The following is a 14,065-nucleotide window of genomic DNA, read 5'->3' as shown; positions in this document are numbered from 1 at the left end:
GAGGGTGTGGTAGTATTGTTGTTAATGGATAATTCAAAGTTATCCGTTGGATTTGATGAATTCGAGTAAGGGGAATGATGAAATGAAGAAAGAATATTTTTTACCTGAAAATTTAATAATCCTTATATCTGGCGTTCCAGGAGTAGGAAAAACAACAATTTCTTGGGAACTTCTTAAAACATATAAAGAATTTAGACTTGTTGAGGAAACGGATATAATTCGAGAAATTTTGAGAGGGTATACTAACCGTTTAACATCTGTTTATAAATTATCTTCAGATGAAATTTACTCACACGATATCTTTTTGAGCTACGATATGGCAAAACAACAATGTAAGATAATGAAAAATTCTATCATTAATATTATTAAACGGCAGCAGAGAAAGGGTGTCCCTTCAATTATCAATGGTGTACATATTATTCCAGAAGAACTTTATTTAAGCACACCTTTCCCAAATATTTTATATATCAATTTGTATATAGATTCAGAAAAAGCTTTATGGAATCGTCTAAATAAAAGGAATCCCCAAAAATATAAACAAGAGTATGTACCATTTTTATATCAAGCCAATGTTGACTTATATAATAGTTTATACAATATTCCTAAAGATTTATGTATGATACGTTCCATTAATATCACTACCCTTTCCATACAAGAAACGCTCTCTAAAATTAATGAAATTTTTGGCGAAATATATAAAAACTAAAACAAACTAATTGCAGAATCCCATATGGCACAATATTTTTCAATACATTGTTGACCACGTTGGGAGGATGCACTAAAAACTTCAAATTTCGTATCTGTCATAATCTGAGGCTGACCATTTTCATCAAAATGTGGTTTTGAATAAATAATACAATTATCTAAACGAATGATGACCTCCTCACGTCTGTTGGAATACATACGGAAACATTTTTGAAGAATAAGATTATCTCCTATTTGATGTTTTGCCCTTTTAATTGTAGCATCTAATTCCTGTGAAAAGATATCTTGTTGTTTATGAGCATACTTTACTTCGTCTGATTCTGGGTTTAAAAACAAACATCGAAAATCAATTCCAAACATATCTTCATTTGATGTTTTTTCTTCTAAATATTCAAATAATTCTTTGAAATTTCCTCCAAACAATTTCATATTCTTTCTTCCATATATCCATAAATATTTACCTGTATATAAAAAGGATTTAACTACTGTTTTCCACAAATCAAATGTTTCAAATCCGGTTAAAAAGTATGCCGTTTTATTTCTATATATAGGACTTTCTACGCGAAAAGCATTATTTGATATTAACAAGTCGACAAAATCTTCACAATGAATATCTACCTGACGGTATTTTTCTTTGATAGTTTCTATATTTTCAACAAAACTTGTAAGTGCATTTCTTGTATATGATGAATCACATAGATTAAAGCATTTTAGAAAAGTTGTTTCAAAGTTTTCTCCATTTATATTTATTTCACGAGCAATATTCATCGGGTTATCAATCCATGAATGCCAGTTTTGGTCATTATCAAATAGGATTGGTATGACCATTTTGTTTAGACCACTTGCAAATCCAGCTTCATACAGTAACCATGGCGATTTTTTATTCTCTCTTGTAAAGCAAAGTAATATTGTATCACATTCTATAATTTTATTAATTATTTTTTCTTGAACCCTTTCTCCAGCCGAAATATTTTCCTCTGACATAAACACGTTTAATTGCGGATTCAAACTTTCAAGAAGGTTCTTTACTTCAATAGCAAAATCTCTGCTTTTAGCTTTTGACCAACTAATAAATATATTTGACATATGTTATACCAATTTCCTTTTCATTTAGTCATATATGTTTCAAAAAAATGATTTATTATGTTATAACAAATTTTTTATACGATTTAAAAATACCAAATCCAACGGATAACTTTGAATTATCCATTAACAACAATACTACCACACCCTCCCCCAAATTTCACCAATTTTCTACAATCTTTCCGCTTTCTTAACACTCTCCACCTTCTCAACCCCCTCCGCAACCAAACATCATCCTCCTCCGCCCTCTTTTTCACTCCCCCCTTTCCAATACCTCTTCCCCAAATCTCTCCCTGCTCCCTTTTTCCCAACCGTCTCTCCATAAACATCTGATCAATATTTCCTCTCCATCTGTACACCATTTCCCAAACTGGTAAATGGTATATTCCCCCTATTCCCAAATCCATAACGACTATGCCATAATCCTAAATCACCACAAACCCATTCCTCCCACAAAGATTTATCAACACAAACTCCGCCGCATCTACATATATTTTCATCCTGCCGCTCCTCTCATAACTCCCAAACATTCCAAAAACTTGCTTTTATTCCCGACATAGGATACAATCAAAGAGAATTTATCTGTAACGTAATTTTAAAATTCAAAAAAGGGGGATTCTGCAATTGCATACGCATATAAGAAAAATGACTTCTGATGACACTGAAAAAGTACGACAGATTTACACATCAGGCTGGCAAAATGCTTTCCGAGGCATTGTACCTCAGGCTTATCTTGACAACCTGAATCTAAACGGCTGGACGCCGCCTTTAGCAGGCGCATATGTCATAACAGACGAAGAAAAAATCCTTGGCACATCCTCCATTTCTTCCGCAAGAGATGAGGATTTCCAGGGATGGGGCGAAATTATTTCCATCTATGTATTACCAGAGGTGATAGGCCAAGGCTGCGGCCATCTTCTCTTTGAATTTGTAAAAGAAAAGCTGCTGGAACTGAATTACGCCCAAATATATCTGAAGGTATTTGAAGAAAATTTCCGTGCCCGAAAATTCTATGAACAGCATGGCTTTTCATGGAATAACCAACGGCTTCCTGTAAAGATTGCCGGCAAAGATATAATAGAACTGCGGTATGTTTTTCAAAAATAAAGCGGCAGCATACTTTTATCCCATTCCAACCATTTTCCGAACAAAAGTCCGCCGAATCAAATGGTACGCCAGCATTGTAAGCAGAAAACTTCCAATGCAAATACCCCCTGCCTGCACAAATAAATTTCCGCCTGCCTGCAAAGCATAATAGGCCAGCGCCACCAGAATTGACTGATGCAAAAGATAGACTGGATACGACGCCTGATTAAAATATTTCGTAAATCCGGTCTCTTGATTTAAAAATTTTTTTCCCGCCACAAGCAGAACCAGAATGGAAATCCATCCAAGAAAATTCACCCAGCAATCGCCGTAATAAGAAAAATTATAGTACATCACAACAGAAGCAACCGTTCCAGCCGCGCACAAAACCGCCAGCCACTTTATATTTCTTTCGAGCTTTTCCAATGCCAGTTCATTACTTAACACATAATATCCCGCCAGGTACAGAGCCAGATTTTTCCCTATACTGTAACCGCCGAAATTGCCCAGATAATACATAAGCCATATGGGAAGGAATAAAAGCAAAACTCCAACCGCCGGAATTTTTCTCACACTGTCCGCAGCCTTTTCATAGGGAACGAAATGAAACAGAAACAAAGCCGCCATTGAGATAAGAAACAAAAACAGAATAAACCACAGATGGCCCGGGGTAAAAGCGCCGTCATACCCGCTGAAATCAGTAAGATGGGTGAAAAAATATTTCCAGTTCTCCCAGAAGCCTCCCTGATACCCGTCAAAAAATTTTCTTGCATACCATGTCTGGAAAGGCACAAGAAACGCCACTCCAAACACAAATGGAACCAGCAGCTTATGAACCCGCTGTATGATAAATTCTTTCTTTGTTCTTTTTTCCAATGCAAACCGTGCGCTTATCCCTGCCAAAACAAATAAAAGCGGCATAAACCATGGATTTATCAGGACAATCAAAGAACTCAATATTTTATTTTCTCCCTGCCAAACATAGAAACGGGCGCCAAAATCGTTCCAGATCATACAGGTATGCACTGGAAACAGCAGTAAAATAGCTATGCTCCGTAAATTATCAATGTAATATTTTCTGACGCCTTTTTCTTTCTTCATGAAACCTATCAGCCTTTCCCCAGTTATCTGGCATTCTGCAAAATTTCCAAACCGACTTTTGATATTTTATGTTGTTTTATTTTTATATTCTTCTAAAACAATAGCATAACTTTCCTATGCCTGCAAATCCAGATTTCTGCCCACTGTCCGCTGCGCCTTCGCAGTATTTGCTAATTCCTGTTCTTTTGCCCCTTCCATCATCATCCGTATTTCTGCGTCATTCAGGTAAATCCTTCCATCCTTAGACGATACGGCCTCTTCCTTGATAAGCCTCCGCCGCTTTTTGCTTTTCAATCAGTTTTTCTGAATTCTCCCATCGTTCTTTCCGTCCCATGCCTTTGCAAAGGCCGTCCACCAGCCTTGTTGCCGTCTCAACGCCTTTGATCAGCTCCTTCATTTCTTTTTCCTTCTCGGGAGCATTCTGCATTTTTTCCAGAAGCTTCGGATTTATTGTCAGCGTTTTTCCGGTTTTATTGGTATAACTTAAGGCTCCCTTCTGACACAGGCAGTTGGTTAAAACCCGCACCATACGGGGCGTCTTTTTTTTTAATTTCTTCTGAAAATTATGAACCATTGACAAAATCATGACGAATATAAGATGAACGGGCAATGGAGGTGAAGCATTGGACGCAAGAGAAATTGAAAGATGCATCGATGAGTTCGGCACGGATATCTACAGATTCTGCCTGAAACTCTGTATGGACAAAACAGACGCCGAGGACTTGTATCAGCAGACGTTTCTAAAAGCATTAGAAACCCCGCAGACCCTTGACTGGGCGCAGAATCCGAAAGCGCTGTTTTTTTCATTCGCGCATAATCTTTGGAAAAGCAACAGACGAAAACAGGCCCGCCGGAACAGAATCGCCCCCTGCACCAATCTGGACGAGGAAACAGAAGCGGTACTGCACTCCCCGGAAAACATGGAAGAAAACTTTTTTCAGAAAGAGCTGATGGCAGAAGTGAATCAAATGATTCAAACTCTTCCCGAAAAAATCCGGGTGCCGATGATATTGTTTTACTTTTCCGGCTGCTCCATAGAACAGATAGCGGCAATCATAAAGAAACCGCCTGGAACCGTGAAGAGCCGATTGTTCAAGGGCAGAAGCCTGATTAAGAAAAGATTGGAGGAAGCTGGCTATGAAAGATAACCCTTTTGATACAAACACAGATGAAATCATCCGGGCCTCTCTAACACTGACGGATGAACCCACCCCGGAACTGAACCATAAACTCAAAGCCGCCCTGTACCAGCAGGAAGCAGCCATGCACAAAGAACCCGCCACATACGTTTTGTCTCTCTGGTACCTGCCTATGATTTTGAACCTGGCAACATTTCTTATGTTGGCTGCCGCTGCCCTTATGGCAATCAGCAATCCTTATCTGTCTTACCTGACCGCCGGCATCTGCTTTTATCTTGGGCTGGCAGGCGTACTGCTTACCATCGTCGGCGTAAAAAGAACAAACATGAAAGAGGACATTACCATTCGTATCCGGAAAAGAGGTGTATTGGCATGAATGATACAAAAAACAAAAAACTTCCGCTTTTTATCGGCATTCCGGCTGTCTTCCTGCTCATCCTGCTTAGGTTCGGCCTGTATTTTCTGAAAAGCGATGGTTTCAGCGGCCTTTCCATGCTGCTTCCCGTCCTGCTGCTTTGCTTCCTCATTTTTGCTTTCTGCACTTCTGCTTTCTTTGCTTCATGGGTATATCAGGATTGCAAAAAACGGGGCGATGATCCGGCGCTATGGACAACTGTAGTTTTTATTGCCGCGCCCTTTTTCGGATTGCTGATTTACTTTCTGCGCCGTTCAGAACTAAAAAGAACCTGTCCCGCCTGCGGACGCCGCATTTCATTCAAAGCAAACTATTGTGAAGAATGCGGGATTCCTATAGAAAACAAGGAGGAAAATGCTATGATGTTAAAACAGGAAACCCATCACTTACCGTTGATTGCCGCCGGCGTTATCAGCATGGCCCTTATGCTGATGTGTCTGACAGGCTTTATCGTAAGCGCCGCCGGAAATGGCGTGAACACAGACCCTGCATCCAATGACCGGATTTGGAACTTAGGCGTCATCAACATGAATTCCAACAGCTGCAGCGACGGCGTCTGGAAGCTGGAGTTCCAAAGCGCCAGCAGCGGATTCATCAAAGAACAGGATATGAAAATTGTAGACGCAGACACCCAAATGCTTCACGCTGATATTTCCTGCAAAACAGTGCCAGAGGGGGCAACACTGGTTCTTTGGCTGGTCCAGGGAGACATGGCGCAATCAATCAACGTAACAAATCTGTCGGAACCTTTGGAATATCCGCTAAATGAATTTGAAAATGGAAAAATTCATGTAAGGCTCCAGATCAACGGCGTAAAAGATACGGTTTCAGAAATATCTATTCAAGAGAGACAATAACGCCAGCCAAAATGTTCAACTTACGCCAACAAACGCCCGGCAAGCCTGTGACTTTTTGCCTTATCGGGCGTCTGCCAGCGAAGTTTGAACTGCTATAAATAATCCTTTCTGGGAGGCGTAAAAACATCAACCACCTCACCGCCTTCAATGACACGAAAAGAATGTATTTGACTGCCAGGAATGGCATATGCATCACCTGGATTCAATTCATACTTTTTATCCCCAACCGTAAGTTCATACTTCCCCGAAATCACATATCCGCTTTGTTCATTCGGATGCTGATGAGGGGATGCATAATTTCCTGCAACGTAGTTCATCTTTGTAACCTGTGATTTTGGGCCTGCTGCAAGAGAATCCAGGGAAACGCCTTTAAAGACCTTCTTTACCGCATCCTCTTTCTTTACTACTGTCTTCCAGTTGCCTGCGCCTTCTTTCCTATATTCAAAGGCAATATCACCTCGGATATATTCATAATTTTCCAACTTAATCTCTTTAAAGCCATATTTTTCATAAATGTGAAGAGCTGGCTTCAATTTACTGTTTGAAATAATAAAAAGTCTTTCCGCGACATGATTTAAAGCCCATTGCATGGACGCTTCAAACACCGCGCTTCCTGCGCCTTTATGGGGAATATTTTTATTTGAACCAAGCTTGCATATTTCCCATGTGACGCCTTCCATCGGCATTGCCATGCAGGTTGCCAGCACTGTATCATTCTCAACAGCAAAAAATATCATAGCTCCCGCTTCCATTTCCTCATCAATTTTCTCAAAGGTTTCTTTGTCATGTTCCTCCAGAAATCCAAAATTTGAAACGATCCAATCCGTATTAGAATTGATAAAATCCTGTCTGTACTTTTCTTCAAATGTAATAACCTTCATTGCGCTCCTCTTTTCCTAAAATTGAAATTACTGTATGCATCGCATCGCACAATCTATTGCATTCGTCAAGGCTTAATTTATTTATTTTGGCTTTTATCTGATGATTCGTTAATTCGATCAATCTTTCTGTTTCAGCGCTTCCCTTTTCCGTCATTGAAAGATACGTTACCCGCTTATCCTCCTCTGATTTGTCTTTCTCTATAAGACCATTTTTATAAAAGCCTTTTACGAGCCTGCTTAAATAACTCTTGTCTATATGCAAAGTTTTTACAATATCGCTTTGAATACATTTTTCATGCATCTTAATTTCAAATAAAATCCTTGTTTCTGCTATTGAGTATTCTGTGTCAAGATACCCTGAATCTAAAAAACCCATGTTTACCGTATAAAAACGATTGAATTTTCTTATTTCATGGATGGTTCTATCGATTTCGTTCATATTACCCCTTTCTCGTTTATTAGTTGACATAGTCCACTTTTTGATTATATTTTATTTAGTAGATTTTGTCAACTAAATACAAAAAAATGACTGAATGACCTGGCGGTTAAATATCGATGTTTTTAACCGCCAGTGCAATACTTGAAATCATTACGCTTGCTCTTGCAGCCAGCGAACCGCGCAATGGGCCAAACAAGCGGAGCCGATTGGGCAGACGTCTTCATTGAACCGAACCTTTGGATTGTGAGCAGGTGCGTCGCCCCGCTCATCCATATATCCCGCCGAAAGATACATGTATACGCTGGGCATTTTCTCTGCAATAGATGCAAAATCCTCAGAAGCGCTGGCCGAGGTGTCAGGAACAGGAGTCAGACCGGGAATCGGCAGTTCTTTCATATAGCCCACCATCTTATCTGTCATGGCAGAATCACAGACCAGCGGGGCACCTCAGAAATCATCTCGATCTCCGCTGAGCCTCCGAACGTCTCCACTGTCTTTGGGACAACCTCTTTCAGCATCTTTGCCGCTGTAAGCAGCATGGCTGCATGGAAATCGTGGCCGCAGGTATGGGGCTCCAGGCCATATTTTTTCAGCTGTTCCATGACGTAGGCTTGTCCTTTGGGCATATGCAGGCCCACCTCCGCATTGCTGTGCAGCCAGCGGCGATAGGAGACTGTTTCCTCACGCAATTCCAGAGCCCGTTCATAAAAATCCATCATTGCACCTCCTTAAGCAGAGGACGAAATCACTCTCGATCTGATATTTCTTCTCAATGATACGCAAAAACATAGTCATTTTCAATTTTCTAAACTGAAAATGACTAATTCTTATAATGAAAACAGGTCGCTTTCATAATCTTTCACATAGTATTTGATATTCTTTCTGCCTTTTTGAATAATGATATGCCCTTCTTTTTCAAGCATTTCTTTCTGCACTTCCACGCCCCCTGGATACTTTGCATTTAATTCCCCATTGGCTTTCAGCGTTCTCCAATAAGGCGTTTTATCCTCCTTACGCTGATAACTGGCCCATGCAACAATCGAAACAAATATTCCTGCCGTAATCGGCTCTGTAAAATCCGCCCCGTTTATGTCAGCAAAATAATCTCTGATTGCACCAACCGTAAGCAATTTGCCATAAGGTACAAGCCGCATCACTCTGTCATAATCCATAGGCGGTGCAAAATACATTCTGTCTCCACCGTACTTTTCTATGCTCTTTTCATCTGTAATCGTCTGAAATTTTGACATGTCCTTACTGTCAGCCAGCATAGCGTTAAAATCCTTTTTATCTTCATTTGCCATCATGCACACCTCCTCATAAAATCATAACCGTAAAAAAGATTCCATGCAATGAAACATTTTGAAAAAATTACAATATTTTAAACTTTTCGATCATTCCTCTAACAACAGTTGTTTGATAATTTTTACATAATGTTCCGCAACCTGTTCCTCAAATGAAATGACTCTCGACCACATTCGCAGACCTTGATAATAATACAAAATCAAATCGGAAATCTGCTCTGTATCAACATCTTTAAACTCTCTTGTTTCTATTCCATAATGAAGCAGACTTATCCATCGCTTCTTTGCCCTGTCATTGATGTTCGTAAAGAATTCCTCATTCCCAAGATTTGCGTATTCATAGATTGCAAGGCTCAAAGACAATTCTTTATCCATGATCTCACGCCTTATCGCTTCCAGCATATCTTCTAAAATTATTTTTGCACTTTCCTGTTTTTCTATGCGGTCTGCTATCACATATTCCTCCGATAAAATTTCAGAAAAAATCTGCCCTGTTCCCGAATAATAACGGTAAAGTCCGCCCCTGCTCAGTCCAGTTTTTTCGCAGATATCAGTCATCGTTACCTCTTTAAAGCCTTTTTGGGCAAATAACTGATATGCCGCCTGACGAATTTTCTCTTTTGTTTTTTCTCCCTTATTTCCCATATCAGCTGTTTACTTCCTCCCGCAAAATGGAATACATGCAATAAGAATGAATTTCCCCATTTTTAAATACTCCGTTTCGCATAGTTCCCTCATAGGTAAACCCTGCCTTTTCAAGAACGCCCCTTGAACCTGCATTGTCTGCAAATGGTTCAGCGAATATACGGACAATATCTAATCTTTCAAAGGCTTCTTTACAAATCATCTGCACCGCTCCTGACATAATACCCTTATGCCAAAAATCTTCCTCAAGCCAATAGCCCAGCTCCCCAGACTTTTCATATACATCGTCTTTTACAGATATTCCTATACCGCCTGCAGCATGTCCATCAACCACAATGGCATAATTAATTGGATTCTTTTTTGCATTGGCAATGCTGTCATTAATAAACCAAACCGCATCTTCTAACGTGTATGGACTGGGAAATACGTTTCGTAAATTTTTTGCTATATTCGGATTATTTGCTGCTTGCGCTAATGATTCCGCATCTTCTGTTTTCCATGCCCTTAATTTAAAATCTTTCATTTTCAATTCCTCCTTCAAAAGCGACATTATTGTCTTTTTTATTATACGACACCATTGTCGCTTTTGTCAATCTAAAATTAATCCGTCTTTTCCATGTTTCTTAAGAGAATTGAAAGCGAATTCTAATTTTAAGAAAGTTTCTTCAAAAGTATCCCGCATATAATTACCGCCACAAAAAAGACAAGGATTAAATACCATAAATTTTCAAGGCAAAAGCCATGATCCAACATCAATCGGTATCCCCAGGAAGCGGGGAACATACGTCCTGTTGTTTCAAGAAAATCGGGCAGCAAGTCCATGGGGAACATAATTCCCGAAAGCATAATTGAGGGCAAAAAAATTAACTGTGCTATCATCGTTAGTTTCGCTTGATTTTTTATCATCAGCCCCAAAATACTTCCAATGCTTAACGACACAATAATGTATATGGCAAATGCAAAAAAGAAGCTCGGAAGTTGTGCCGGCAAAGTTGCTTCAAACAGGACGGGCGCAAGCAGCACTATCACAACACAGGTAATCATCAAATGGAAAAATGCGGAAAGAAACATCGTAATAAGACCTAAACAGAGCGGTACTCCGTTTGCTTTATAAACTTTTTTTATATCGCTTCCATAAGTTTCAATCAACGATGGCGGCAATCCGATAAACGCCCCCATTGACACGCCCATCACAATCATAGATTGTATGAGAGTATTTCTCATTTCAGGCATAACAGATGTAAAGATACCGCCCATAAGGAGAAAAAAAATAAGCGGAATAATATAACAAGTAACTAACAGAGATTTACTTCGTATATCCAATTTCCATTGTAATGCTACACCATATAAAAAACCACTCATTCCGCTTTCCTCCTTGCTATTTCCATGAAATGCTGTTCCAGCGTGCCACGATCAACTTTAATATCTAATACAGAAATTTCCTTTTGTTTCAACTCACCTAGCAGGGTAATCAAAGTATCTTCAATATTGTCCGTTTCAAAAGTGCTGTCCCCTTGCTGCGTTTTGATATGAATAAAATATTTTTTTCTAACCTTGTCTGTCAGTTCCGATGCTGTACCGCAAAAAACAATATTTCCGTGATTCAAAATGGCAATACGATCGCATAAGGTTTCTACTTCCGCCATATCGTGACTTGCCAAAACAATCGTTTTTCCCCTTGATTTGAGCTTTTGGATTTGCTCATGGAGGGAAAGCCTGCCCTCCACATCAAGACCCGCAGTCGGCTCATCAAGAAAAATAATATCTGGATTACCAATAAGTGCAAGGGCGAGATGCAACCGTCTTTTTTGCCCTGTGGATAACTGGATATACTGTTTCTTTTTAATTTCTTTCATACCGAGAGCATCGAGCATAGTGTAATCAATCTTTTCCCTATTCCATTTTGCAAATAACTTTACAGCCTCCATCGGTTTGATATGAGCAGGCAAAGATGATGACTGCAGCTGAATACCCATTTTCCCGTTTACAATAATTGTGCCGCCGTCATATTTTCGCAGGCCCTCAATGCATTCAAGAGATGTGGTTTTTCCTGCGCCATTCACACCCAGCAGGGCAAAAATTTCTCCCTTTTCGATTTGAAAATCAAGTCCATTGAGAACAGTATGGCCGCCATAGCTTTTCTTTAATCCACAAACTTTTATTGCACGATTCATCGTTTTACCTCCTCGAAGGGATTTAAGCCGAGTTTTGAGAAGTAGATTTGCAAAGCTGGCTCTAAATAGTCGTTTACGATTTTCTGTCTTTCTTCCCAGGCATTTGCAGCAGTACCAATATTGCCCACTTCCATCAATTTCGGCAGCATACTCATATCGCCGTTCGTAAATTCCATAATCAAATCCCAATATTCTTTTACAACCTGCTGGCATTTTTCACTTTCAGGGGGCGCGCTTTCCTTTTGAAGTTGAACAATTTCATCACTCAAACAGTTAAATCTGTCCATAAAGTTTAAGCCGCTTTCTTTATCAAACTGATTACGGATATGGTCAAGGGTTTCATCATCGAAACGTTTAATGAGATAGTAAGAGTCATTTTTCATTTGTAGATTGACAATAATATCTGCATACTTCTTAAAGCTGACTGTCTGCATTTGCAGCACTTCTGCTTTTAACTGTTCGATTGCTGTCAAAGAAGCTGTTAACTGCTGGATTTTTCCCCGTATGTCGTCAGCCTGTTCCGTAAGCGCCTTTGCAACATCCGCCGGTGTTTCTAAAGAAATTAGGCGCTGCTTTATATCATCCAAAGAAAACCCTAATGATTTTAAGGATATAATCTGATGAAGCGTAACTACATCTTTATCTGTATAAAGTCTGCGCCCACCTTCGCTTTCTGCTGATGGGGAGAGCAAGCCCTCTTTATCATAGTATTGTAATGTACGGACAGTAACTCCTGTTTTCTTTGCCACCTCTCCAACTGTCAAAAAACCAGGCGGTATTGCTCTGTGTTTTGCCATAATCTTTCACCTCCTGTGATCTATTATAAATCATTACGCTGCGTCACAAGCAAGCCTTTCTGAAAAATCCGCTCCGCAATCCACTTTGTTTCCTCGTCAATAATAAGCCTGGTACGAATTTCCACTCCGCCAATGTCTGCGGTGGATATTCTGATACCAGTTCCAAATTGATAACAACGGAATTTCCCCGGTAATGCTTTAGCGGAAATGCCATTTTGGAAGCACAGTTATCCATTGTATGAATGGACATATCTCCTTCTCCAAGATACAGACAGGAACCGCTTCATAATCTGCTTCCCTCACGCTTTATCTTCACCGATTGTACAAACTAGGAAAAGAGCCAATACCTTATCAAATAAAGTATCGGCTCCATATTCAAATGTTTGCAATCGCTCTCATTACAGATTTTCGTAGGATACCAACTGGCTTACAGGAATACGCATCTTTGAATGGCGTTTCGGATCAGCGGCTTCTTCGTCCGAATAGCCAACTGCAAGGATATTGACGGGTTCCAGATTGTCAGGAAGGCCAAATTCCCTGCTGATAACATCCGGCTTAAAATAGCAAATCCATACAGAGCCAAGTCCCAACTCCGTAGCCTGAAGCATCATGTGGTCTGTCAGAATGGAGGTATCAATATCACCGGTCTGCTTCTTATCAAACGGACGCACCCAGGCTTTTTCATGGTCAGCGCAGACGATAATTGCCAGCGGCGCACCATAAAGGTTTGCCCCCTGTCCTATTTTTGCAAGTCCTTCTTCGCTTTGCACCACAATCAGATGCACAGGCTGGAGATTTGCGGCGGTTGGAGCTACATGGGCAGCTTCCAGAATTTTATCCAGTTTTTCCTTTTCCACTGTCTGATCTGTGTAGCTGCGTACAGAGAAACGCTGTTTTGCAATGTTTATAAAATCCATAGCATCAAATCCTTTCTTATGTTATATTTAGTATGCCAAACCAACTGACAACTCTATTGTAACGCTGAAATACACTTCCGCAAGAGGGCACTTTTTTGATAGATACTTTCAAAAATGATAGCACCCTTGCAGTTAGGAGAACCAAAATGAAAATGGAACAAAAACAATTTAACTGCCCCGTAGAAGCTACTCTGTCTCTGATTGGCGGAAAGTATAAACCTCTGGTATTGTGGCATTTAAAGTCACAGCCATTACACTATATGGAACTGCAGCGCCTTATCCCAACAGCAACCCCTAAAATGCTCTCTGGTCAACTCCATGATTTAGAAGACTGCGGCATGATTAACAGAGAAGTGATTCCAGAAAAGCCGCCTAAAACCATCTATTCGCTTACCGCCTTCGGAAAAAGTATAATACCTGTGCTGAACGTCATGTGCGATTGGGGAACAGCATATTTAGACGGATTGGACATACAGCCTGTATGCTGCCCTTCCCAAAACAAAAAATAGGAGCGCCGAAGCG

The 14,065-nt window shown here is 40.0% G+C and carries 19 protein-coding genes and 1 pseudogene; 6 read left to right on the top strand and 14 right to left on the bottom strand.

Going from position 1 to position 14,065, the window contains the following annotated elements; translation table 11 throughout:
- Window positions 1–82: 82 nt before the first annotated feature.
- Window positions 83–706: an AAA family ATPase gene (locus E5329_RS20570; protein WP_168356706.1), complete on the top strand. Its 624-nt coding sequence runs from the start codon at window positions 83–85 to the stop codon at window positions 704–706.
- Here E5329_RS20570 and E5329_RS20565 read toward each other — a convergent pair.
- Entirely contained in the window at window positions 703–1,791 is a 1,089-nt protein-coding gene (locus E5329_RS20565) for a toll/interleukin-1 receptor domain-containing protein (protein WP_135991221.1), read from the bottom strand. The two genes, E5329_RS20570 and E5329_RS20565, sit on opposite strands and share 4 nt — an antisense overlap.
- Window positions 1,792–1,907: 116 nt before the next feature.
- Window positions 1,908–2,195, bottom strand: a complete 288-nt coding sequence (locus tag E5329_RS20560; RefSeq protein WP_135991220.1) for a hypothetical protein — start codon at window positions 2,193–2,195, stop codon at window positions 1,908–1,910.
- Window positions 2,196–2,412: 217 nt separating this feature from the next.
- Between E5329_RS20560 and E5329_RS20555 the strand changes: the two genes are divergently transcribed.
- A complete protein-coding gene (locus E5329_RS20555) occupies window positions 2,413–2,895 on the top strand; it encodes a GNAT family N-acetyltransferase (protein WP_135991219.1) in 483 nt (160 codons plus the stop codon).
- A 15-nt stretch (window positions 2,896–2,910) separates the two neighbouring features.
- Here the strand turns inward: E5329_RS20555 and E5329_RS20550 are convergent, their stop codons facing one another.
- Both E5329_RS20550 and E5329_RS20545 read right to left on the bottom strand, forming a co-directional pair.
- On the bottom strand, window positions 2,911–3,975 hold the full coding sequence (locus tag E5329_RS20550; protein WP_135991218.1) for an acyltransferase family protein: 1,065 nt from the start codon (window positions 3,973–3,975) through the stop codon (window positions 2,911–2,913).
- 241 nt (window positions 3,976–4,216) lie between these two features.
- On the bottom strand, window positions 4,217–4,504 hold the full coding sequence (locus E5329_RS20545; protein ID WP_135991217.1) for a hypothetical protein: 288 nt from the start codon (window positions 4,502–4,504) through the stop codon (window positions 4,217–4,219).
- Window positions 4,505–4,598: 94 nt separating this feature from the next.
- Here E5329_RS20545 and E5329_RS20540 point away from each other — a divergent pair, with 94 nt between their 5' ends.
- From E5329_RS20540 to E5329_RS20530, 3 genes are read left to right on the top strand one after another with little or no spacing between them, the layout of a single operon-like run.
- Window positions 4,599–5,123, top strand: a complete 525-nt coding sequence (locus E5329_RS20540) for an RNA polymerase sigma factor (protein ID WP_135991216.1) — start codon at window positions 4,599–4,601, stop codon at window positions 5,121–5,123.
- Entirely contained in the window at window positions 5,113–5,490 is a 378-nt protein-coding gene (locus E5329_RS20535) for a hypothetical protein (RefSeq protein WP_135991215.1), read from the top strand. The genes E5329_RS20540 and E5329_RS20535 overlap by 11 nt, the downstream gene beginning before the upstream one ends.
- On the top strand, window positions 5,487–6,386 hold the full coding sequence (locus E5329_RS20530) for a zinc ribbon domain-containing protein (protein ID WP_135991214.1): 900 nt from the start codon (window positions 5,487–5,489) through the stop codon (window positions 6,384–6,386). Before E5329_RS20535 ends, E5329_RS20530 begins: the two co-directional genes overlap by 4 nt.
- 92 nt (window positions 6,387–6,478) lie before the next feature.
- Here the strand turns inward: E5329_RS20530 and E5329_RS30890 are convergent, their stop codons facing one another.
- The 10 genes and pseudogenes from E5329_RS30890 to E5329_RS20470 all read right to left on the bottom strand — a co-directional run bounded on the left by E5329_RS30890 (window position 6,479) and on the right by E5329_RS20470 (window position 13,543).
- Entirely contained in the window at window positions 6,479–7,267 is a 789-nt protein-coding gene (locus E5329_RS30890) for a GNAT family N-acetyltransferase (RefSeq protein ID WP_275443535.1), read from the bottom strand.
- Complete coding sequence (locus tag E5329_RS20515) at window positions 7,248–7,706, bottom strand: MarR family winged helix-turn-helix transcriptional regulator (protein ID WP_168356705.1); 459 nt, start codon at window positions 7,704–7,706, stop codon at window positions 7,248–7,250. The genes E5329_RS30890 and E5329_RS20515 overlap by 20 nt, the downstream gene beginning before the upstream one ends.
- Before the next feature lie 150 nt (window positions 7,707–7,856).
- Window positions 7,857–8,422, bottom strand: a pseudogene (locus E5329_RS32275) (M20/M25/M40 family metallo-hydrolase).
- Window positions 8,423–8,533: 111 nt separating this feature from the next.
- On the bottom strand, window positions 8,534–9,010 hold the full coding sequence (locus E5329_RS20505) for an MGMT family protein (RefSeq protein ID WP_135991225.1): 477 nt from the start codon (window positions 9,008–9,010) through the stop codon (window positions 8,534–8,536).
- A 90-nt stretch (window positions 9,011–9,100) separates the two neighbouring features.
- On the bottom strand, window positions 9,101–9,655 hold the full coding sequence (locus tag E5329_RS20500; protein WP_135991212.1) for a TetR/AcrR family transcriptional regulator: 555 nt from the start codon (window positions 9,653–9,655) through the stop codon (window positions 9,101–9,103).
- A 1-nt stretch (window position 9,656) separates the two neighbouring features.
- A complete protein-coding gene (locus E5329_RS20495; RefSeq protein WP_135991211.1) occupies window positions 9,657–10,178 on the bottom strand; it encodes a GNAT family N-acetyltransferase in 522 nt (173 codons plus the stop codon).
- A gap of 128 nt (window positions 10,179–10,306) precedes the next feature.
- Window positions 10,307–11,017 carry an ABC transporter permease gene (locus E5329_RS20490; RefSeq protein ID WP_135991210.1) on the bottom strand — a complete coding sequence of 237 codons (711 nt, stop codon included), beginning with the start codon at window positions 11,015–11,017 and terminating at the stop codon, window positions 10,307–10,309.
- Complete coding sequence (locus E5329_RS20485; protein ID WP_135991209.1) at window positions 11,014–11,829, bottom strand: ABC transporter ATP-binding protein; 816 nt, start codon at window positions 11,827–11,829, stop codon at window positions 11,014–11,016. Before E5329_RS20485 ends, E5329_RS20490 begins: the two co-directional genes overlap by 4 nt.
- A complete protein-coding gene (locus E5329_RS20480; protein ID WP_135991208.1) occupies window positions 11,826–12,626 on the bottom strand; it encodes a MerR family transcriptional regulator in 801 nt (266 codons plus the stop codon). The genes E5329_RS20485 and E5329_RS20480 overlap by 4 nt, the downstream gene beginning before the upstream one ends.
- 398 nt (window positions 12,627–13,024) lie before the next feature.
- Window positions 13,025–13,543, bottom strand: a complete 519-nt coding sequence (locus E5329_RS20470; RefSeq protein ID WP_135991207.1) for a nitroreductase family protein — start codon at window positions 13,541–13,543, stop codon at window positions 13,025–13,027.
- 146 nt (window positions 13,544–13,689) lie between these two features.
- Here E5329_RS20470 and E5329_RS20465 point away from each other — a divergent pair, with 146 nt between their 5' ends.
- Complete coding sequence (locus E5329_RS20465; protein WP_135991206.1) at window positions 13,690–14,052, top strand: winged helix-turn-helix transcriptional regulator; 363 nt, start codon at window positions 13,690–13,692, stop codon at window positions 14,050–14,052.
- The last annotated feature ends 13 nt before the right edge of the window (window positions 14,053–14,065 follow it).

It is taken from the genome of Petralouisia muris (assembly GCF_004793545.1).
Taxonomy (GTDB): Bacteria; Bacillota; Clostridia; order Lachnospirales; family Lachnospiraceae; genus Petralouisia; species Petralouisia muris.
This window is presented reverse-complemented; position numbering and strand designations above follow the sequence as displayed.